Annotated in this window: 19 protein-coding genes; 10 read left to right on the top strand and 9 right to left on the bottom strand. The window is 61.4% G+C overall.

Going from position 1 to position 21,723, the window contains the following annotated elements; translation table 11 throughout:
• The first annotated feature begins 232 nt into the window (after positions 1-232).
• The 3 genes from LQ952_RS09710 to LQ952_RS09700 all read left to right on the top strand — a co-directional run bounded on the left by LQ952_RS09710 (position 233) and on the right by LQ952_RS09700 (position 5,024).
• Positions 233-2,323 carry a TonB-dependent receptor plug domain-containing protein gene (locus LQ952_RS09710; RefSeq protein WP_238622461.1) on the top strand — a complete coding sequence of 697 codons (2,091 nt, stop codon included), beginning with the start codon at positions 233-235 and terminating at the stop codon, positions 2,321-2,323.
• A 104-nt stretch (positions 2,324-2,427) separates the two neighbouring features.
• The gene (locus LQ952_RS09705; RefSeq protein ID WP_238622460.1) at positions 2,428-4,443 is read left to right on the top strand and encodes a TonB-dependent receptor plug domain-containing protein; all 2,016 of its coding nucleotides are present in this window, start codon (positions 2,428-2,430) and stop codon (positions 4,441-4,443) included.
• A 53-nt stretch (positions 4,444-4,496) separates the two neighbouring features.
• A complete protein-coding gene (locus tag LQ952_RS09700; protein WP_200175548.1) occupies positions 4,497-5,024 on the top strand; it encodes a molybdopterin-dependent oxidoreductase in 528 nt (175 codons plus the stop codon).
• A gap of 59 nt (positions 5,025-5,083) precedes the next feature.
• On the opposite strand, the gene LQ952_RS09695 is transcribed toward LQ952_RS09700, so the two are convergent.
• From LQ952_RS09695 to modA, 4 genes are read right to left on the bottom strand one after another with little or no spacing between them, the layout of a single operon-like run.
• The gene (locus tag LQ952_RS09695; protein WP_238622459.1) at positions 5,084-5,476 is read right to left on the bottom strand and encodes a hypothetical protein; all 393 of its coding nucleotides are present in this window, start codon (positions 5,474-5,476) and stop codon (positions 5,084-5,086) included.
• A gap of 20 nt (positions 5,477-5,496) precedes the next feature.
• Positions 5,497-6,540 carry an ABC transporter ATP-binding protein gene (locus LQ952_RS09690; RefSeq protein WP_238622458.1) on the bottom strand — a complete coding sequence of 348 codons (1,044 nt, stop codon included), beginning with the start codon at positions 6,538-6,540 and terminating at the stop codon, positions 5,497-5,499.
• A complete protein-coding gene (locus tag LQ952_RS09685) occupies positions 6,537-7,205 on the bottom strand; it encodes a molybdate ABC transporter permease subunit (RefSeq protein ID WP_238622457.1) in 669 nt (222 codons plus the stop codon). Before LQ952_RS09685 ends, LQ952_RS09690 begins: the two co-directional genes overlap by 4 nt.
• Positions 7,205-7,912, bottom strand: coding sequence for a molybdate ABC transporter substrate-binding protein (gene modA, locus LQ952_RS09680; RefSeq protein WP_238622456.1), 708 nt, complete (start codon positions 7,910-7,912; stop codon positions 7,205-7,207). Before modA ends, LQ952_RS09685 begins: the two co-directional genes overlap by 1 nt.
• A gap of 313 nt (positions 7,913-8,225) precedes the next feature.
• Between modA and LQ952_RS09675 the strand changes: the two genes are divergently transcribed.
• From LQ952_RS09675 to mfd, 7 genes are all read left to right on the top strand, one after another.
• A complete protein-coding gene (locus LQ952_RS09675) occupies positions 8,226-9,065 on the top strand; it encodes a sulfite exporter TauE/SafE family protein (protein WP_238622455.1) in 840 nt (279 codons plus the stop codon).
• Positions 9,062-9,847: a DUF364 domain-containing protein gene (locus LQ952_RS09670; protein WP_238622454.1), complete on the top strand. Its 786-nt coding sequence runs from the start codon at positions 9,062-9,064 to the stop codon at positions 9,845-9,847. Before LQ952_RS09675 ends, LQ952_RS09670 begins: the two co-directional genes overlap by 4 nt.
• A 102-nt stretch (positions 9,848-9,949) precedes the next feature.
• Positions 9,950-10,105 (top strand): hypothetical protein, encoded by a 156-nt coding sequence (locus LQ952_RS09665; protein WP_430733766.1) that lies wholly within the window; start codon positions 9,950-9,952, stop codon positions 10,103-10,105.
• A 525-nt stretch (positions 10,106-10,630) separates the two neighbouring features.
• Positions 10,631-11,041, top strand: coding sequence for a hypothetical protein (locus LQ952_RS09660; protein ID WP_238622453.1), 411 nt, complete (start codon positions 10,631-10,633; stop codon positions 11,039-11,041).
• Between the two features lie 73 nt (positions 11,042-11,114).
• Positions 11,115-11,990 carry a carbon-nitrogen hydrolase gene (locus LQ952_RS09655; protein WP_238622452.1) on the top strand — a complete coding sequence of 292 codons (876 nt, stop codon included), beginning with the start codon at positions 11,115-11,117 and terminating at the stop codon, positions 11,988-11,990.
• Positions 11,991-12,102: 112 nt separating this feature from the next.
• On the top strand, positions 12,103-12,306 hold the full coding sequence (locus LQ952_RS09650) for a YgaP family membrane protein (protein ID WP_238622451.1): 204 nt from the start codon (positions 12,103-12,105) through the stop codon (positions 12,304-12,306).
• A 118-nt stretch (positions 12,307-12,424) separates the two neighbouring features.
• A complete protein-coding gene (mfd, locus tag LQ952_RS09645) occupies positions 12,425-15,901 on the top strand; it encodes a transcription-repair coupling factor (protein WP_238622450.1) in 3,477 nt (1,158 codons plus the stop codon).
• Positions 15,902-15,919: 18 nt separating this feature from the next.
• On the opposite strand, the gene LQ952_RS09640 is transcribed toward mfd, so the two are convergent.
• The 5 genes from LQ952_RS09640 to pufL form a co-directional block, all read right to left on the bottom strand.
• Positions 15,920-17,332 carry a mannose-1-phosphate guanylyltransferase/mannose-6-phosphate isomerase gene (locus LQ952_RS09640; RefSeq protein ID WP_255722516.1) on the bottom strand — a complete coding sequence of 471 codons (1,413 nt, stop codon included), beginning with the start codon at positions 17,330-17,332 and terminating at the stop codon, positions 15,920-15,922.
• A 47-nt stretch (positions 17,333-17,379) separates the two neighbouring features.
• On the bottom strand, positions 17,380-18,414 hold the full coding sequence (locus LQ952_RS09635; protein WP_238622448.1) for an AI-2E family transporter: 1,035 nt from the start codon (positions 18,412-18,414) through the stop codon (positions 17,380-17,382).
• Positions 18,415-18,629: 215 nt separating this feature from the next.
• Positions 18,630-19,736: a photosynthetic reaction center cytochrome PufC gene (gene pufC / locus LQ952_RS09630; protein WP_238622447.1), complete on the bottom strand. Its 1,107-nt coding sequence runs from the start codon at positions 19,734-19,736 to the stop codon at positions 18,630-18,632.
• A complete protein-coding gene (gene pufM, locus LQ952_RS09625) occupies positions 19,733-20,710 on the bottom strand; it encodes a photosynthetic reaction center subunit M (RefSeq protein ID WP_238622446.1) in 978 nt (325 codons plus the stop codon). The genes pufC and pufM overlap by 4 nt, the downstream gene beginning before the upstream one ends.
• A gap of 15 nt (positions 20,711-20,725) precedes the next feature.
• Positions 20,726-21,550 carry a photosynthetic reaction center subunit L gene (gene pufL, locus LQ952_RS09620; RefSeq protein WP_238622445.1) on the bottom strand — a complete coding sequence of 275 codons (825 nt, stop codon included), beginning with the start codon at positions 21,548-21,550 and terminating at the stop codon, positions 20,726-20,728.
• Between the last annotated feature and the right edge of the window lie 173 nt (positions 21,551-21,723).

The raw sequence follows: 21,723 nt of genomic DNA, 5'->3' as shown, positions 1-21,723 counted from the left end.
ACCTACCCCCTCCAGTTTGCGCATTTCGCTGCATATAAGGCCTTTTTCATGGCCATTTCCCCTTAATTGCGTGACCTTTCCTTCAGCAGGCCGCCCATGGCATGACTCCTGCTAAATGCAATCCGGCGGGACGCCTGGTCGTATTTTGACCATCGCTATATAAAAAAAAATATAACGAGGAAAAGGATCACCACACACCGAGTACATAACAACAAGCAAACCGGGGGCATTCATGAGAAAACACCAAACCCAGGGCCGAAAAACCGCCCTGCCTCGGCCACGGACGGTACTTGGCCTGGCCGTGTTATCGGCTTTGAGTCCCACCCACGCCGAAGAGGCGCCTTGGGCACTGACACCCATCACCGTCACCGCCAGTACCGGCAGTGAACGCCCCCTGGAACGCACGCCCGGCTCCGTCGAGGTCATCGACAGTGCCATGCTGGAGGCACGGGGTGCCGTCACCCTGGCCGATGCATTGCGAGAGGCCTCAGGGGTTTTCGTCAGCCCGGACGGCGGCAGCCTCTCGATTCGCGGCACCAGTCGGGAAGACGTGATCATCCTGATCAACGGCCGAAGACTGGCCGGTGAATTCAGTCGTCAGTACGAATTCAACCGCATCCTCATGACCCAGGTGGAACGCATCGAGATCGTCAAGGGTCCTGCCAGCGTGGTCTATGGCTCCGACGCCCTTGGCGGGGTGATCAACATCGTCACCCGCAAGCCACGTCCGGGCCTGAATGCCGAGGCCGATATCCAATGGGGCATGACCACGGACGGAGAAGGGGAACGCCGTACCTTGTTCCTGGGACTCTCCGGCGGCAGCGACCGCACCCAGGTCCAGCTTCGCCTGGGGGCCGACAGCCGCGACCCCATTGCCGAACGCACGCGCACCACTGTCGGTGTGGGTGGCGGCCGCACACCGCCTTCCCAGCACAACAATCCGCAAATCAGAGCCATCCCCGACGAATACACCCTGGACGCCACCCGGGTCGACCAAGCCGATGTCTATACCGCAGGGGTGTCCCTGCAGCACCAGGCGACGGCTCGCCTCCAGTTGGGCGTGGACCTGGACTACACCCTGGAAGAGCGATCCCAGAACTATATCGGCGGTCGTCAGGATACCGCCTTCGGCGGCCCCGCGGTCTTCGGTCTGCCCACCCGCTGGGACGATGACAACACTCGCCTGAATACCGCTGCCCACCTCCAGTGGCAGGCGACGGATGACCTGAACATCCGCTACCAATGGGCCCGCAGTCACTACGACAAGGACCGTTCCATCTACGTCATTCATTACCAAGACATCGGCTTTACCAGCGCCGACCAGACCGAGTCGGGAGGGTTCGGGCAGAAGATCGAGATGGATACACACGAAATCATCGGCCGCTGGGCTCCCAGCCAGCCCCATCGGTTCACCGTCGGCAGCGAATACCGGGAAAGGACGGCCAGCGCCTTTACCGGCAGACGAGAGGAATCCGCCCTGTTTGCCCAGCATGAGTGGGCCGTCACTCCCCATCTGGACGTGGTGTACGGAGCTAGGCTGGATGACACCAACATCGATTATCAGGAGACCTCTTTCAAGGTCGGCGGGGTCTATCGACTGACACCGGGGTTGGGGATCAACATCAACTATGCCCAGGGATTCAAGGTGCCCCAGGAAAGGGATTTGCTGGTGGACCACCTGATGCCCAACGGCGAGCGGCAGTTGGGTGCCTTACTCATCGAACCGTCGCTGGGCAAGGAAGCCCACATCCTGCGCCCGGAGACCAACGAGACCTGGGAGTTGGGATTAAGCGGAGAAGCGGGCACGTTCCGACACCGGATCACCCTGTTCCACAGCGACATCAATGATCGCATCGAGCCGATCTGGGTCAATGCCCTTGCGGGGCAACGCTACCGGACCTTCAAGAACGTGGCCGAGGCGCGCATTCAGGGCCTGGAGGTCAGTGCGGAGATGCGTTTGCATCATGCCCTCCACCTCCGGGGGAACGCCACCTGGCTGGATACGGAAAACCGTACCACGGGTAACACCCTAACCAGTTCCCCCGAATTCCTGGCCATGCTCGGTGCCACCTGGACACCCTCAACCCCGTGGATGTGGAGCCTGAATTGGCACCACGCCGGCCGGCAGTATGCCGACACCGACAATACCGAGGCCCTGGAAGCCTACGACCGGGTGGACCTGGCCCTTTCCTTCTTCCCGGACCTGCAGCGGGACATTGAAGTGTTTGCCGGTATCGACAACCTGTTCGACCGTAGTAACGACAGCTCGCTGCTGGCCGATCCGGGACGCTACCTGCGCCTGGGTCTGCGTTACCGACACTGAGACATACCTGGGGGGGCACGGCACCTCGATCCGGAGGGTCGAGAGCCGGCTGCGTGCCTGACACATCAGTCGTTATATACAAGAAAACATAGCGATTGACCGCCATGAATCACAAACACCATCAGGAGCAACAGGTCATGCCTCATTTCAGACGATGTGCATATGCCATCGGCATCACCCTGCTGGGCACCACACCCCAAGCCCCTGCGGACAACGCGATGCCGATCTATGAACTGGGAACCATCCATGTGGCACCACAGAGGCAGGAGCTGGGTGGCATGCCCACGGATCAGGCCTCATCGGTCCTCACCCTGCACGAGTTCCGCCACTTCAATCGCAACACGGTGGGTCAGGCCCTGGATTTATTGCCCGGCATCCATGTTTCAACAAATTCCAGAAACGAGCAGGTCGTGCATGTCCGCGGCTTTGATGCACGCCAGATCCCCCTGTTCATCGACGGCATCCCCGTCTATGTCCCCTACGACGGCTACATCGATTTCAATCGCTTCACCACGGCCGACCTGGCTGCCATCCAGGTGGCCAAGGGGTTCAGTTCCGTGGTCTATGGGCCCAATACCCTGGGTGGGGCCATCAATCTGGTGTCCAGGAAACCTCAGCAGCGTTTTGAAGGGAACATCACCTTGGGCGCCGGGCAAGGCAACGAGCGTTCCACCGCCGTCAACGTGGGCAGCCACCAGGGGAACTGGTACGTGCAGGGGGGATATGCCTGGATCGACAGCGATGGTTTTCGCTTGTCTTCGGATTTCACGTCCACCCCCACCGAATCCGGCGGACTGCGTGAAAACGCCTATCGCAAGGATGAAAAACTCTCATTGAAGATCGGTCTGCAGCCCAACGCCACCGATGAGTACGCCCTGAGCTACTACCAGCAGAATGGGGAAAAAGGACAGCCACCCTCCACCGACCCGAATGCCGCCCGCTACTGGCAATGGCCGTATTGGGACAAGGAAAGCCTGTATTTCATCTCCAGCACCGCGGTCAGTGAGTACGAGACCATCAAAACCCGCCTGTACCGCGATGCCTACGACAACGCCGTTCATTCGTACACCGATGACACCTATTCGCAGCTCAGGACCGGCGGTCGAGGCAGCGTCGGTCCCGCCGGGAAAAGCATCTACAACGACCGCACCACCGGGGGCGCCGTGGAGCTGCATTCCGCTCGCCTGCCCCGGCAGGCGGTGACACTGGTCGCGATGCGCAAACAGGATGAGCACAAGGCAAACAACACCCTGATGCTGACGGAGCACTTCGAAGACACCCTCACGAGCCTCGGTGTGGAGAACACCATCCAGCTCGCCCAGGACCTGCGACTGAGCCTGGGTCTGTCCCGGCATGAACTCCAGGCGGATCGTGTCTTCAAATCCAGCGATCCGGTACCCAAGCCCGACGCCATCTCGGCCACCAACGCCCAGCTGGGGCTTTTCTGGGACCTGGATCCCTTGCATCGGGTCTACGCCAGCCTCTCCGGCAATTCCCGTTTCCCCACGCTGAAGGACCGCTACTCCCTGCGTCTGGGTTCGGCCATTCCCAATCCTGATCTGCAGAAGGAGAGGTCCCTCAATGCGGAACTGGGGTACCAGGGTTCCCTCTGGCCGCTGGCCCGGCTCGAAGCGGCGGTCTTCATGAGCGAGGTCACGGATCTGATCCAACGGGTCGACGACGTGGAACCGGGCCGCTACCAGATGCAGAACGTGGGAGAGGTGAGAATCAAGGGTCTGGAGTTGGCTCTGAGTTCAAATGTCGGTCCCCGGTGGCGTTTGGGAGGCAACCTGACCCTGCTGGATCGGGACAATCGCAGCGATCCCGACACCCGCCTGACCGGCGTACCGGAGCGAAAACTCCTGCTCCACGGGACGTACACCCCCAGTGCCCCTTGGGAAATCCTGCTGGTACTGAAGAACGAGAGCAGCCGGTGGGATTCCGACACGATCCGGCTGTCTGGCCACACCACCGCAGACCTGGGGCTGGCCTTCGAACCCTTCCCACAACTGCGCCTGGAGGCCCGCGTCGACAACCTGTTCGATGAGGACTACGAGGTATCCAGCGGCTTCCCCAGTCCCGGGCGCATGTGGTTCTTCAACGCCCGCTATGAATTCTAGCCGCTTTTATTACCCACCCGTTTACACCCACACCACAACATGAGGTATTTCCGATGCCATTTCCAAGATCCATCATTTTCATCATCGCCACCCTCGTCACCGGCGCAGGATTCGCGGCCGACGCCCCACACAGGCTATCGGAATCGATCACCATCACCGGCGCCGTCGAACAACCCCTCACCCTGTCGGTTGCCGATCTGCAGACCCTGAACACCCAGTACATCGAAAAGGTCGACATGGTCTGCATGCGCGGCATCCACCGGGGCACCAAGGAGGATCTGCAAGGGGTGTTGCTGCGAGACATCCTGGAAAAGGCCCAGCTCAAAGCGGCATCCCCCAGGGATTTTCGCAAAATGGTATTCGTTGCCAAGGCCACAGATGATTACAAAGTGGTGTTTTCCTGGGGGGAAGTCTTCAACGCCGCCGCCGGTGACGAGGTCATGGTGTACTACGGCCAGGGGGGAGAACCCTTGAGTGAGGCCGAAGGCCTGATCGCACTGATCACACCCACGGATACCCGCACCGGGCCGCGTCATGTGAAATGGCTCAACGAGATCGAGGTCGTCCAGATCGCCGATTGATTCGATAAAGGCCGAAAGTCGCTCCACGGGGGCCGGTAATGCCGGCACCCCGTGACGATTCAGGGCATCCGCCGGGTCAGACGTATCTGTATGCTCCCCTCGCCCTCATCCCCGAACGGCATCACCTGATGGCGCACCAGCCAGCGGCCGTCCAGGAGACGCCAGGCAACCAGTGACTCCGCGTAGGTGACCGCTGCGTAGAACTCCATGTCATCATCCGAACGGGGTTCGGTCAGCTGGTAATCATAGGCATGAAAACAGGCCGTGCCCGCCCGGTCATGTCCCAGCACACGCCGCGCCATGACTTCGTGCTCCTGGAATACCTTGAAACCGTAGGGTTTGACCGCCCGGTCAAGCCAGGGGTTTTCCAGCTCAAACCAGCAGCGGGGCACACAGTCCCGGGAGCGTCCACCAGGGAAGATCTCCCCGAAACGACAACGCAATACAGCCATGTATTCCTCTCCTTGCCGCCCTATGGCAGCGATCCATTGTGCAATGGGGTGACACAATCAAGGGGGATCCGGACATGCATGCACTCCCCCAGCCGGGGCACCGCACACCCATCTGTCAGCACGATCTGCAGCGGGGTGCGATCCTCAAGGCGACAGATCACCAGCGTACGCCGTCCCAGACCCATCACCCGAGTCACCTGCCCGGCCAACCCATCGCCGTCGCTCACCAAACGGGGGCCTTCAGGGTGGACAGCCAGACGGTCGAGATGCCTGCCTCGGGCGGACGCAGGCAACGGCAACCGCCCCCAGCCCCCCCAGGCATGTCCCTGGTCCACACCGGCCACCGGCAGCAGATTGCTCCAGCCCAGCACCTGGGCCACCTGAACATCCCCAGGCTGGGCAAAGACCTGCTCGGTGGGACCCAGACGACGCAATCGCCCCTGGATCATCACGCCTGCACGATCAGCGATGTAACGGGCATCATCCAGGTCATGGGTGACGACGATCACCGGGATGCCCTGGGCGGCGATGACCTCCTGAAACAGCAGACGCAAATCCCGTCGCAACCCCTGATCCACGGCGGAGAAGGGTTCGTCCAGCAACAGCACGTCCGGTTCCGGGGCCAACGCCCGCGCCAGGGCCACCCGCTGTTTCTGTCCACCGGAGAGTGATCCCGGGTAGCGCCTTTCCAGCCCCTGCAGGTGCAGACGCTCCAGCCAGAGATTGACCCTGGCGAGGTGGTCCCGCTTCGACGGCAGGCCGAAGGCGATGTTGCCGGCCACCGTCAGATGGGGAAACAGGGCGTACTGCTGGAACATGAACCCCACCCGCCGCCGACGGGTGGGCAGGTGGACCCGCCTTGAGGAGTCAAACCAGATCCGGTCCCCCCGCTGGATGACACCGTCGCCAGGCCTTTCCAGGCCCGCCAGCAGACGCAGCAGCGTGGTCTTGCCGCATCCCGAAGGCCCCAGCAGGGCCGTGACCCCGCCCGGAGGCACACCCAGCGCCACATCCAGAGAGAATCCCCGGTGCCGAAAGCGCACATCGGCCATGAGCCCGCTCATCGACGGACTCCGAAGTGCTGCAACAACAGGAACAGGAGCAGGGACACCCCGCCCAGCATGGCCGAGACGTGGCCGGCACAGGTGAAATCACCATCCAGGACATGGTTGTAGATGGCCAGGGACAGGGTCTCGGTGGCACCGATGATGTTACCGCCCAGCATCAGCGTGATACCCACCTCGCCGAAGGAGCGCCCCACGCCTAGGACCAACCCGGCGACGATGCTGCCCCGGACCGCCGGAATTACCACCAGGATCAAGGTGGCCATGCGCCCCTTGCCCAGCGTCTGTGACACTTCCACCAGATCCCTGGCACTGCCTTCGATGGCGGCCTGGATCGGTTTGACCACCAGGGGCAGGCCGGCAATAAAGGCGGCGAGCACCAGGGCAGGGAATGAAAACACCATATTCCAGCCCAGCATCTCATCCAGCCACCCCCCCACCGGGCCGTGCCGGCTGAATATCATCAGCAGGACGAAGCCGACGGCAATCGGGGGGAAGACCAGCAGTAGAGACACCAGGCTGTCCAGCAATCCTCGCAAGGGGATGGGCAATGTGAGCACATAGGCCAGCCCGATTCCCAGAGTCAGAAACAGGACCAGCACAACCCCGGCCACCTGCAGGCTCAGCCACCAGGCGCCGGGAGAACAAGCGAAGGTCTCGCCCATCACAGCCCGTGCCGAGCAAGGATGGCCCGGGCCTGCTCCGTGGTCAGAAATGCCGCAAAGGCCTGTACTGCCTCCCCCATGGGCCGGTCCTTGGGATGGGCCAGCACGATCGTTGGCGGGTCATAATATTGCGTGGGAAGTTCTTCGAAACCGGCGATCCTCTCGCCCAGCCCGAGGGCGTCGGTCAGGTTGATGAATCCGGCGTCCACGGTGCCGGCCACCAGATGTGCCGAGACCTGGGGCACGGTGGCCATGGGCATCAGCTTCTCTTGCACCCCCTCCAGCAAACCGCTACGTTGGAGAAACTGCATGGCCGCCATTCCGAAGATGGCCTTAGCGGGATCAGGCAGGGCGATCCTGCGCACATCCTCGGCCAGAAGCTCCCTGTATCCATCGCGCGGCTGAACGGCATAGGCCAGCACCAGCCTGCCGGTGCCCAGCGGTACGAAATTCTCAAACAGCCCGGTCTGCCGCAGGAATCCCAGTTCACCGACCACCAGGTCCACACGACCACTGCTCCGGGTCTGGGCCGTGATCTGCTGCATATTGCCGAAAACGGCCTCCACCTTGTGACCCGAGTGATCGGTAAAGGCCGCATACACTTCCATCAATGGCCTTTTGTATCCCGCACCGGCGGCGATCATGACCTCGGCGGCCTGAAGCGTCAGGCTGTAACACAGCAAGGCAAGCAGGGTCAGAATTCTCATCGGGTATCTCCGGACGACATGGGTGATGGGCTCGATTCAGATGATGGACTGCAGGATGCGGGCCATCTTGTCAGTGACCATGCAGTGGCGATGAAACCCCGCTGCCATGGTGTTTGGCGGTCACCCGGAGAGGGCGCAAACGGTTGCCTTTGTCTGAAATGACACCCCGTTGTGTCCTCTTGTATACAACGCAACATAAAAAACATGATCGGGACACAGTCCATGACGGGTAACAATCCATGGCTCGAATATTGCTTAAACCCCACTGAAAAGTACCCGATCATTCGTTTCAGGTTTTCATGGGGGAGTATCGATGGCGCAACCGGACAACACATCACGTTCAAGAGCATTCCACGGCCCGGCCTTTGGGTGGGGTGCCGGTATCGGCAGCCTCGGGGGATTGATCGGGCTGGGCGGGGCGGAATTTCGTCTGCCGGTACTGGCGGCCATCTTCCGGTTCAAGATGCTGGACGCCATCATCATCAATCTGATGGTCAGCCTGGTCACGGTGATCTTTGCCTTTCTGTTTCGCATCGGCATGACGGGCATCGCCGAACTGCTGCCCTATCTGTGGGTGGTGGCAAACATCCTTTCCGGCTCCCTGATCGGCTCCTGGATGGGGGTACATTTCGCCACCCGGGTCAATGAGCGCCTGCTGACCCAGGTGGTGGTAGTGTTTCTGGTCTTCCTCAGCGCGGTACTCATCGGTCATGAGTTCATATTCAGCGGACTGGGGCTGGACATTCCCCTACCGGTGGCGGTGGTACTGGGGTTTTTCGCCGGGATCGTCATCGGACTGTTCAGCAGCATGCTCGGGGTGGCTGGTGGAGAACTCATCATTCCCACCATCCTGCTGCTGTATGGGCTGGACATCAAAGTAGCGGGGAGCCTGAGTCTGGCCATCAGTATTCCCACCATCCTCATGGGCCTGTCCCGCTATCGCGCGAGGCAGACCTTCGGCGAACTCCAGCAGTTCGGCGGCTTCATCGGCTGGATGGCGGCGGGCTCGATCCTGGGCGCATTGATCGGTGCCCTGCTGATGGTGTACACCCCCAGCACGGCCCTGCATGTCCTGCTGGGGATCATCCTGCTCATCTCTGCCTGGAAGCTGGCCATGGTGAAATTGCGTACCCCCCGGAAGGCAGGCCGATGAACGCGAGCCCTTGGTCGATCTACGAACTGCTGGAAGATGCCGCCGCCGACAACGCTCGCATCCACGAGGTGCTCATCGGCCTGACCTGGACCCTGTGCGAAACGGATCGGGGGTTTGGGCTGGCCATGAGTCCAACCCGGGGCACCCGCACCCTGCCCTGGCCGGGCACACTGGCCGGACGCTCCGTGGGGGCACTGAGCCCGTGGATACGTTCCTGGAATCCCCACGAGGCCTGTGTGGGGATGGCCGCCATCAACGCGGTGATCAACCCGACCTCCCAGCTGGCGGCCAGGGCAATGCCCATCCATGTTCAGGGCTCCGCCAACCTGGCGGTATTCGAGCATTTCGCCCCACGACTCGCCGGCCGCCGCGTGGTGGTAGTGGGCCGCTATCCTGGCCTGGACAGCCTTCAGCTGGACTGGCACCTCACGGTACTGGAATGCCAGCCCGGCCCCGAGGATCTGCCCGCCCAGGCCGCCGAATTTGTACTGGCGGAAGCAGACTGGGTGTTCCTCACCGCCACCAGCCTGATCAACAAGACTTTCCCCCGACTGGTCGCCTGTGCCCGGGAGGCCACTCTGGTACTCATGGGCCCCACGTTGCCCTGGCTCGGGGAGTTGGCGGACTGGGGCGTGGATTATCTGGCGGGGGCCCGCGTGGTGGACGGCACGAGTCTGCGCAGAACGATAGGCGAAGGGGGCGGCACCCGCATCTTCGAAACCGGTGTCGGCTATGCTGTGGCCTCTCTGGGACAAAACGGTAACCACGTCCCTGAAAGATGAAACTCTTGCCCTCAGAAAGCACTTATAAAGAGAGGTGTCACTTGAACCGCCAGGCCCTGGAACGCCGCCAGGTCTTCGTCTACCTTGCCGGCGGCCGGATCGGTGCTGGAACATCTGCTGTGGCCCGTGTTGGGCCTGATGCTGTACGCCACCTTCACCCTGGTGCCGCTGAACCACCTGCGAGATGCCTTCCGGGACGGGCGGTTTCTTGCCGCGGCCGTGCTGGGCAACTTTGTGCTCATCCCCATCCTGGCCTAGGCATTGATGCTGCTGGCCCCCAACGATCCCGGCGGGCCATCGCCTTTTCCCCTGTCAGCCTGCTCATGATTCGGTTATGGTGCAATCCTGTTTTGCAAAGGCTTGATTAAGGCATACAGGTCCGGCCTCTGAACGCTTTTTGCCCCGATTGATCCAAAGGGGTATGGCGCTCAGCCCGCATTGGGATCTACCAATATCTGCTGCTTGGGCATTTAATTTTTTGGGACACACGAATAACCCCACTGCCGTCACTCCCACGAAAGCGGGAGTCTGGAATTGTCGGCCTGTGACTGGATTCCCGCTTTCGCGGGAATGACGATTTAGGGTACGTAGTCTGTTTTCGATTGACTCAGGATTCCCGCCTGCGCGGAAATGGCGATTTGGGGTGCGTAGTCTGTTTTCGATTGACTCAGGATTCTCGCCTGCGTGGAAATGGCGATTTTGATGCGGGAATTGCACAGGCGTGACGGTCGGGAATACGCGGGAATGACTTGTTCAGAACATCCTTGGAGGTATACAAGCTCAATGAATACACCGGTAAAACGCCCCTGGTTTCGTTCCCGCCAGCCCAGCTACCGGATCGCCGCCGTCGGTGTAGTGCTGCTGATGGCCGGTAGCCTGGGCATTCATCTGGCCCTCGGACATCTGGAAGGGGTCCTCCGGCAGCTGGTAGTGCTGTTCTGCGCCCCCGGTCTGCCCATGGGCTGGTGGTTCATCACCATGTCCACCTGGAATACGGGACGCATGAAGAAACTCATCATCCAGGGCAGTACAGGCATCGCCTTTCTGGTGCTGGGCGCATGGATCTTCTTCGGCCCCTACCGGGGCGCCATGCTGATGAGCCTGCTCATGTTCTGTTTGGCCCTGTTTCACTTTTATCTGGCGACCCGCAAGGGTCCGCGGGCACCGGACCGGCATTCCCTGCGCTCCGGTTGATGTTGATACGAGGCTCGATACCCTCCTGTTTTATACAACTTCCACAACCATTGAACCGACCCAGACCCTCATCATGCGCATCGCACTGATCCAGCATTCCAACTCGGACGATACCCAGGCCAACCTGGGCAAGAGCCTGCGGGGCATCCGCGAGGCCGCCACCCAAGGGGCCGAGCTCGTTATCCTGCAAGAGTTGCACACCGGCCTGTACTTCTGCCAGACGGAGGATACCGAGCTGTTCAACCTGGCCGAGCCGATTCCCGGCCCCAGCACTCAGGCCCTGTCCGAGGCGGCGGCGGAGCTGGGGGTGGTCATCGTCGGCTCCCTGTTCGAGCGGCGTGCCCCCGGCCTGTATCACAACACCGCCGTGGTACTGGACAGCGACGGGCGCCTGGCCGGGGTCTATCGCAAGATGCACATCCCGGACGATCCCGGCTATTACGAGAAGTTCTATTTCACCCCGGGGGATCTGGGATTCGAGCCAGTGGACACACGTGTGGGACGCCTGGGGGTGCTGGTGTGCTGGGATCAGTGGTTTCCGGAGGCGGCGCGGCTCATGGCCCTGGCCGGGGCGGAGCTGCTGATCTATCCCACCGCCATCGGCTGGGACCCCAATGACAGGGCCGATGAACAGGCTCGTCAGCGGGAGGCCTGGATCACGGTGCAGCGCGCCCATGCGGTGGCCAACGGAATTCCGGTGGCAGCCTGTAACCGGGTGGGGTTTGAACCGGACCCGTCCGGGGTCACCGCCGGCAGCCGGTTCTGGGGTTCCAGCTTTGTCTGCGGTCCCCAGGGGGAGTTCCTGGCCCAAGCCTCGGAGACGGAGGAGCAGGTCTTGGTCGTGGATGTGGACAAGGCACGCAGCGAGGCGGTGCGGCGAATCTGGCCCTACCTGCGAGACCGGCGGATCGATGCCTACGGGGATCTTCTCAAGCGCTACCGGGACTAATCCTGCGACGCCGGAAAGAAGAATCAATTCCAAAAATCCTGTCCTTCGTCAATCAGAATAGCCCCATAACCACTATGATGGTATGACGCTGTCCAATCCAAGGAGCACGCTGATGAATCTGGAAGAACTGAAGAACATGGGTTCCACTGATCGTATGATCCGTATCGTGGTCGGCCTGGGCCTGATTGCCCTCGTCTTTGTCGGCCCTCAGACCCCTTGGGGCTGGCTGGGTCTGATCCCGCTGGCCAGCGCCCTCATGAGCTGGTGCCCGGCCTACACCCTGCTCAACATCAGAACCGACGACAAGGAATCCTAATCCTCCTGAGTCGCCGCCGCCCCGCCCCGGCGGGGCGGCCCTTCCTCTTCTGCCGACGCCTCCTGCCCATCAGGGTATAATCTGCGCTCATCAATAAAACCGCCGGGCCGCAGTCAGGATGGATCAGTCAAAGACCTTTACCCCCCTCAATCCCCCCGCCCTGCCCCGTGAAACCCAGTGTGCCCATTGGGGGCAGCTTTATGGTGCCGCCCTGGGTCTGGCCGTGGCTACCGCCCTGGAACGGCATCAGGGCCTGACCGTCGTGGTCACTCCCGATACCCAGATCGCCGAACGCCTGGAGTTGGAGCTGGCTTTTTTCCTGAACGACGCAGAGGCCATCCTCGCCCTGCCCGACTGGGAAACCCTGCCCTACGATGTCTTTTCTCCTCATGAAGACATCGTCTCCCGACGTCTGGAAACCCTGCACCGGCTGCCCTCCCTCAAGCGCGGCGCACTGATCATCCCGGTGACCACCCTCATGCAGCGCCTGGCACCCCGGGCCTGGCTGCAGTCCCAGTGTCTGTTCCTGTCCCAGGGGGAACGCATCGACCGGGAAAAGCTCAGAAGCGGCTTTGAAGAGGCGGGCTACCGGCATGTGAATCAGGTCATGGAGCATGGTGAATACACGGTCCGAGGCGCCCTGCTGGACGTGTTTCCCATGGGTAGCGGGGTCCCTTATCGTATCGATCTGATGGATGACGAGATCGAGTCCATCCGCACCTTCGACCCCGAGAGCCAGCGCTCCCAGGACCCCGTTCCCCAAATCCGCCTATTGCCGGCCCATGAGTTCCCCATGAACGAGGCCGGCATCAAGGGCTTTCGCCAGCGCTATCGCACTCTCATTGAAGGTGATCCCCAGGCCAGTCTGATCTATCGCGAGGTGAGCCAGGGGGCCGCCCCGGCGGGGATCGAATACTACCTGCCCCTGTTTTTCGATCATACCGAGACCCTGTTCGACTACCTGCCCGGCAACACCCTGTTCATCCAGGCGGGTGACACAGACACAGCCGCCCGTAGCTTTGCCGAGCAGGTGGCCCATCGCTACGAACAGCGCCGACACGACAGGGAACGTCCCCTGCTGCCCCCCGCGACCCTGTTCCTGGATCAAGAGACGCTGTCCCGGCAATGGGCACAAGGCCGGCAACTGCAGATCCAGGCCATGGCATTGGCCGATATCGGAGCGGGCCTGTGCAACCTGGAAACCGCGGCCCTGCCCGACCTGCGGATTCATCCCCGCCAGAACGATCCTGCCCTGGCCCTGCAGCAATTTCTGCAGAGCTTTACAGGACGCGTCCTGTTCACGGCCGAATCCGCCGGGCGGCGGGAAGTCCTGCTGGATACCCTGCGTCCGTTCGGTATCCTGCCTACCCCGGTGGATTCCTGGCAGGCCTTCCTGACGGCAGAACATCCCATGTGCATGACCGTAGCGCCGCTGGATGACGGCCTGTATCTGCCTGAAGCCGGCCTGGCCGTCCTCACCGAGTCCAGCCTGTTCGGCCGGCGGGCCCGTCAGGAACGACGCCGCAACCGCCCCACCCGGGATGCGGATGCAGTCATCCGCAATCTGACAGACCTGCATCCCGGCGCGCCCGTGGTCCATGAAGACAACGGGGTGGGCCGTTATCTGGGTCTGCAGACACTCACCGTCGGCGGTCAGGAAACCGAGTTTCTCACCCTGGAATATGCCGGCGGTGACAAGCTCTACGTCCCCGTCTCCTCCCTGCATCTGATCAGCCGTTACACGGGTGCCGATCCGGAACACGCCCCGCTGCACAAACTGGGAACGGATGCCTGGGTCAAGGCCCGTCGCAAGGCAGCGGAAAAGGCACGGGACGTGGCGGCGGAACTGCTGGACATCTATGCCCGGCGTGCTGCCCGCAAAGGGTATGCCTACCAGCCTCACGGCGATGAGTACGCGGCCTTTGCCGCCGCCTTCCCGTTCGAGGAAACCCCGGACCAGCTCTCCGCCATCGAGGCCGTGCTGGCGGACATGGCCTCGGAACGCCCCATGGACCGGGTGGTCTGCGGCGACGTGGGCTTCGGCAAGACCGAGGTGGCCATGCGTGCCGCCTTCGTGGCGGTGCAGGACGGCAAGCAGGTGGCGGTGCTGGTACCCACCACCCTGCTGGCCCAGCAACATGATCAGAACTTCCGCGACCGCTTTGCCGACTGGCCCATCCGCATCGAATCCATGTCCCGGTTCCGTTCCCAGAAACAACAGCAGACGGTGATGGAAGGGCTGGAAGACGGGCGCGTGGATATCGTCATCGGCACCCACAAGCTGATCCAGGGCAATCTCAAGTTCAAGAACCTGGGGTTGGTGATCATCGACGAGGAACAGCGTTTCGGGGTCCGGCACAAGGAACGGCTCAAGGCCCTGCGGGCCGAGGTGGACATGCTCACGCTCACCGCCACCCCCATCCCTCGCACCCTCAACATGGCCTTGTCGGGGCTGCGGGACCTGTCCATCATCGCCACCCCCCCGGAAGAGCGGCTGGCCATCAAGACCTTCGTCAGCCAGCGCAACGACGCCCTGATCCAGGAGGCCTGCTTGCGCGAGATCCGGCGCGGCGGTCAGGTCTACTACCTACACAATCAGGTGGACACCATCGAGAAGACGGCACGGGAACTGGGAGAACTGATTCCCTCCGCCACCATCGGCATCGCCCATGGACAGATGCGGGAGAAGGAACTGGAACAGGTGATGCTGGACTTCTACCACCGGCGCTACAACATCCTGGTATGCACTACCATCATCGAGACCGGTATCGACGTACCCACGGCCAATACCATCGTCATTGACCGAGCAGACAAGCTGGGCCTGTCACAACTTCATCAGCTCAGGGGACGTGTCGGACGCAGTCATCATCGGGCCTACGCCTATCTCATCACGCCGCATCCCTCCGGCATGACGCCGGATGCCGTCAAGCGTCTGGAGGCCATCGAATCCCTGGAAGATCTGGGGGTGGGTTTCACCCTGGCCAGCCATGACCTGGAGATCCGGGGCGCTGGCGAACTGCTGGGCGATGAACAGAGCGGCCAGATTCAGGAAATCGGCTTCACCCTCTACAACGAACTGCTGGAACGGGCGGTGAAAGCGCTCAAGGAAGGCAAGATCCCGGACCTGGAAACCGGCGCCGGCGAGACCACCGAGGTGGACCTGGGGCTGCCGGCCCTGCTACCGGACAACTATGTACCGGATGTCCACGGTCGCCTGATCCTCTACAAGCGGCTGGCCAGTTGCCGCGATCAGGAGCAGTTGCGCGAAATGGAAGTGGAGATGATCGACCGCTTCGGACTGCTGCCGGCCCAGGCGAAAAATCTGGTGGAAGCCGCCCGTCTCAAGCTCAGATTGCAGCCACTGGGCGTTCGCAAGCTGGAACTGGGCCCACAGGGCGGTCGGTTGGTCTTCCACCCGGACCCGGCCGTGGACCCGGCCGACGTCATCCGCCTGATTCAGTCCGATCCTCAGGGCTATCGACTCGACGGCCCCGACAAGCTGAGGTTCTTTGAGTCCATGGACACACTGGAACAGCGGGTGCAGGCGGTGCTGAGACTGGTCAATGCCTTGAGCCAGAAGCGGGATGCCGCCTGAGGCGGCGCCGCTTCGGCCTCAGCTGCGACCGTAGGTATCCTGGAAGCGCACGATGTCATCCTCGCCCAGGTAACTCCCCGACTGCACCTCGATCAGTTCCAGGGGGATCTTGCCCGGGTTTTCCAGGCGGTGGGTCACGCCCAGGGGAATGAAGGTGGACTGGTTCTCGGTGAGCACGAATATCTCTTCACCCCGGGTGATCCGCGCCGTGCCCCGGACCACGATCCAGTGTTCCGCCCGGTGATAATGCATCTGTAGTGACAGGGTCTGTCCCGGCTTGACCGTGATGCGCTTCACCTGGAAACGGTCCGAGGCATCAATGCACTCATAGGTGCCCCAGGGCCGGGCCACGCAGCGATGGATCTCCGCCTCATCCCGGCCGCCGGACTTCAGTCGGGCGACCACCTCCTTGACCTCCTGGTCGCAGTCTTTGTGCATCACCAGCACTGCATCCGCCGTTTCCACGATCACCAGGTCTTCAACCCCCACGGCGGCCACCAGACGCTGGTTACCATGCACGTAGCAGTTTCTGGCCCCCACCGTGATGACGTCTCCCTGGGCCAGGTTGCCGTCAACATCCCTCTCCCCCACGGCCCACAGAGAGGTCCAGGAGCCCACATCGCTCCAGCCGGCCTGCAACGGCACCACCACGGCTCGGGTGGTCTTTTCCATGACTGCATAGTCGATGGATTCGCTGCGACAGGCGACAAATGCCTCCCGGTTCACACGCAAAAAATCCAGATCAGCCTGCGCACCCTCCACCGCTTTGCGGCAGGCGGCCAGGATGTCCGGTGCATGGACCTCCATCTCCTGCAGAAACACCGAGGCCCGAAACACGAACATGCCGCTGTTCCAGTAATACTCGCCGGTGGCAAGATAACCTTCCGCCGTCTGCTGATCCGGCTTTTCGACAAATTCCAGAACTGGTACGGCACCTTCCACCTCACTCCGGGCGCCGGCACGGATGTAGCCGTAGCCGGTATGAGGCTCGGAAGGGACAATGCCGAAGGTCACCATGTCCCCGGCTTCCGCCCGCACCCGGGCAATGGACAGCGCGTGGCGGAAGGCCTCCACGTCGATGATCACATGGTCCGCCGGCATCACCAACAGCACCGGGTCCGCACCCTCCTGTACCTGTTCCAGAGCAGCCAGCGCCACCGCCGGCGCGGTATTGCGTCCCAATGGCTCCAGGATGATCCGAGCCGGCTGCACCCCCATGGCGCGTAGCTGTTCAGCGACCAGAAAGCGGTGTTCTTCATTGCACACCACCACCGGACGGGCCATATCATCGCCCTGGGGCAGGCGCTCAAGGGTCGCCTGCAGGAGGGTCCGCCGAGGGTCCGCCAAAGGTAGAAACTGTTTGGGATACAACTGGCGCGACATGGGCCAGAGCCGAGTACCTGCACCACCTGAAAGAATCAAGGGAATCAATTTGGATCTCCTGGGAAAATCATGTACAGAGCCGGTCACCCCGGCGACTAGCTCCCCCTGGCGCGGTCACTCATGAGGATACCCATCCATCGGGTATCCGACTTGGACTCCAGTGCCAGCTTGGCGATCATGGTCAGAGGAATCGACAGTAACATGCCCACCGGTCCAAACACCCAGCCCCAGACCAGCAAGGATACCAGCACCACCAGGGGCGACAGGCCCAGGTTGCGCCCCATGAACTTGGGCTCCAGCACGCTGCCGATACCCACGTTGACCAGCACGTACAGGATCAGGACCAGCACAGCCTCCGTCACCCCCATGCCCAGCAGTGCAATCAGCACCGCCGGGGCTGCCGCGATGATCGAACCGATGGTCGGAATGAAATTGAGCAAACCGGCCAGGATGCCCCAGAGAATGGCAAAGTCCACGCCAATGAGCGTCAGCCCGATACCCACCAGCAACCCGGTAACCACGCTGGCACCCGTCTTGATGGCCAGATAGCGATAGACCGAGCGCAGAAAACGCCGCATCCGTACACGAGCACGGCGGCGACCGGGAAAAGCCGCAGTGAGCTTGGCCTCCAGAGCCCTTTCTTCCATCAGCAGGAACATGAAGGCCAGCAGTACCAGAAAGGTACTGGCGGTAAACTGCCCCACTCCGCCGGCAACCGCCCTGGCCGCATTGGTAATGGTCGCAGTGGCGGGCAATGCCGGTTTTTCCGGTAACAAATCCGCCGGCAAACCACGGGCTTCAGCGATGGCCCGCAAGTGCTCCAACCACCCTGTCAATCGCATCTGATATACCGGAGCCTGAACGGCGAGGCTTTCCGCCGCATCCCTGAGCGCCAGAAACAGCAGAAAAAAGGTGAAGCCGACAACGGAAAACAAAATGATGACCGCCACGGCACCGGGTACACCTCGACGCTGCATCCAGGCCAGTGGCGGCGCGCAGATGATGGCCAGAAACGCTGCCATCAGAAACGGCGTGAGAATATGGCTGACGGCCTTGAGCCCCCCCAGCACGATCACCATCGCCGCAGCGCCCAGCAGCCAGTGCCAGCTGGTAAAGCCGTCAATCCCCACGCCTCGGTTTCCGACCACTGCTATCCCTCACAAGGCCGCTCGGGCCATCACTCGTCTGCGCCTGTCAGGGCTGAATGGTCAGCTTCAGGCCGCTAAAACATACACAAAGCCATGATGCCTTGCACCCGTTTCCGGGCCGGAACGAGACAGGGGACCACGAAGGTCCCCTGTCCACCCGGTTCCGTCCGGGTCATTCAGTTGATACAACTGTGAAATTACCCTTCAACAGCCTCGCCTTCTGCATCACCGGCAGGTTCGGCAGCAGCGCTGGTGGCGGCCGCAGGCTCGTCACCACGATGGATCACCCGATTCAGTTCCGGATAATCCTTCAGCATCTGCGCACGATCCAGCGGCAGCTGGAAGCCGTTGTGGCAAGTGGCGCAGTTGGTCTTGGGCGCGTCACCCGTGGGACCCAGACGGTAATCCGGGTACTCGGGCTGCAGCGGGTTCAGGTACTGATTGTTCAGCGCACGAACCATCTCGATCCCCTGCCATGCCGTCACACGCTGCGGAGGGCTGGTCTGCCATTCCGGGAAGTTGTTCGTGTTATGGCAAGTGGTGCAGTTAGCACCCAGGGCCTTCGAGAAGTGGATCATGAGACCATGCACCCACTCAGCGTCCACCAGGTTATAGGGGTTGTCCCCCATCGGCAGGGCAGTCCGCGGCGTCACACGAATGTTCTGCGGCCCATCACCCTGCAGGAAGGGCGTGAAGACATCATTCGGCAACGAAGTGGAAGCCACGTTGCTACCCGCAAGATTCTGACCCATGCGGCTGGCGGCAAGGCCACCGGCATGCTTGATGCCCGAATCTTCATACCAGATGTTCTCCGGTACCGGGTTGCCCATATGGCAGGTGTAACAGGTTACACCGGTTTCGCCCACGTGGGCGGTCCACTCGTTGTTGATGGTGTAGGTCATCTCCAGCATGCGACGGGAGACAATCTTCGTGTAGACGTCTTCGTCTGCGAAGTTACCCGGCGTATGACAGTAGTTACAACCTTCTTCCGGAGCCACCCAGGCAGTGATGGCGTTCATCAGACGGTTGAACTCGGAGATGTTCAGGTCACCCAGCACCTTCACGTTCTCGTAGATGTCACCGGCACGGGGACCGGCGGCAGCCGCGGGACGCTCAGGCTCCGGAATTTCCATGCCGCTGCGCTTCATGGCTTCCAGATGCCGCTTGGTCACCTGCTCCATACCCAGACCGCGATAACCGGTCTGCTCGGTTTCGATCCCGATGGGCAGTTCGCAGCCGGTCATCAGGAGTGCGGCACCGGCAAGTGCCGCCACTGTCGTCGTTTTACGCGTCATCGTTTTCATTGAGACATCCCTTGAAGCATGGCCGGATCTTCGACGTTCGGATGTACGATCGGATAAGACGGCGCCACGCCGTGGTCGATCGCCCACAGATACCAATTGTCGACTACCGTGCCAGTGAGCAGAATGCCAATGCCGCCGGTGATCGGTACGAGAACCGCGAACCACCAGCCCCAGCGATGGATGGATTCCATGGTGGCGTTGAAGCCCATGGTCCAGCGCCAGAACAGCATTGCTCTATCGGAAGCCGTACCACGGTCGGTGATCTGCTCAAGCTCGCGTTCACCACCATACCGGCCCACGGCCAGCACCGTTGCACCATGCATGGCAAACAGCACAGCAGAGCCATACAGGAAAGCAATACAGAGCATGTGGAACGGGTTGTAGTACAGGTTGCCGTACTTCAGAGAGAATGCCGTGGTCCAGTCAAGGTGCGGGAAGATGCCGAACGGTACTGCTTCGGACCAGTCGCCCATCAGGATCGGACGGAAGAAGCCAAGGCTCAGATACAGGAAGATCGCCGCGGCAAATGCCCAGGCCACATGGGTACCCATGTTCAGCGCACGTGCACGACGATACATCCGTACCCACCACAGCAGGATGGAGGTGGTCAGGAAAAAGCCGGCCATCAGCCACCAGCCGCCCTCGGCCAGCGGAGGAATGCCCAGACCATACTGCGCCTGCGGCGGCTCCAGTCCCAGCCAGAAGAGCTGGCGGATGAACTGAATGACGTCCCAGTTGACCTGGGCCAGGAAGTTAAAACCAATGATCAGGATTGCCATCAAACCAAACATGATGGATGCCAATCCGGTCCAGCCCAGGTAAATCGGCCCAATCTGGGCGTTACCTAGTTTGCCGGCCCAATAGAACAGCAGCGGTTTCCCGATGCGTTCGCGATCACCATTCGGCAAGGGTACGCCAGCCTCAGGCTCTGCCTGGACCTGCACCCGGTTAAATATGTTCTGGTATTCGGCCATTGTGGTCCCCTTACATTAAGCCCAGATAGGAAGGTCAAGCCACCAGTTCCACCATTCCGGCCAGCTCTGCGTCCAGAAAGGACCGCTGATGACGATACAGACGGCACTCCAGAAGGCGGCGCTGAGGGCCAGGAACAGACCCAGGCGGTGAATGCCGAGGGCACCGATGGAATAGCCGACGACGTCACGGAAGAAGGTATCTTCGTATTCAGGCGTCTTGACCGGTTCACCCTTCTTGGGGTTGGTAGCGGACAGGATGAGACCACCATGCAGTGAAAGCGCCAGAGCCGTGGTGAAGAAGAAGGCGATGGCCAGCATGTGAGCCGGGTTATAGTGGAAATGCAGGAACTGATAACCAGTGTTGGACACCCAGTCCAGGTGACTCATGATGCCGTAGGGGAAACCATGGCCCCAGGCACCCAGCAGCACCGGGCGAATGACAACCAGCGTGAAATAGGCAAAGACCGCCACAGAGAAGGCGATCGGGATATGCAGACCCATGCCCAGTTTGCGGGCAATCTCAGCCTGGCGTAGCGCCCAGGAGACGAATGCGCCCAAGGCACAGATCGTGATCATCTGCCAAAGACCACCCTCAGCCAGGGGTGCAAAGCCAAGGCCGTAACTCAGGTCGGGGGGATTGATGCTGATCTGCCAGATGTTCCAGGTTGGGCCCATAGCCGCACCCCAGACGATCAGGAGTGTACCCAACAACGCGAAAAACGCCGTTAGGACCCCAAAAAATCCGACGTAGAAAGGCCCGACCCAGAAGTCAAATAGGTCGCCTCCGATCAACGTCCCCCCGCGTACGCGGTATCTTTTCTCAAAGCTCAGCATGGACATTCCTAGAACCTCCGGTCAGTAAGGCATAGGCCGGAGATTCCGGCCCTAGCCCTATACTCTCAACACGCTTGTTAGCGAAGGGCCGCGGATGCCGGGCGGGGCCGGCATCGCTGCCGGCCCCCGCCCATCACCTGTGGCTACAGACGCTATCAGGGCAGTGCTGGACCGCCATC

The sequence above is a fragment of the Ectothiorhodospira lacustris genome (genome assembly GCF_022227785.1).
Lineage (GTDB): Bacteria > Pseudomonadota > Gammaproteobacteria > Ectothiorhodospirales > Ectothiorhodospiraceae > Ectothiorhodospira > Ectothiorhodospira lacustris.
This window is presented reverse-complemented; position numbering and strand designations above follow the sequence as displayed.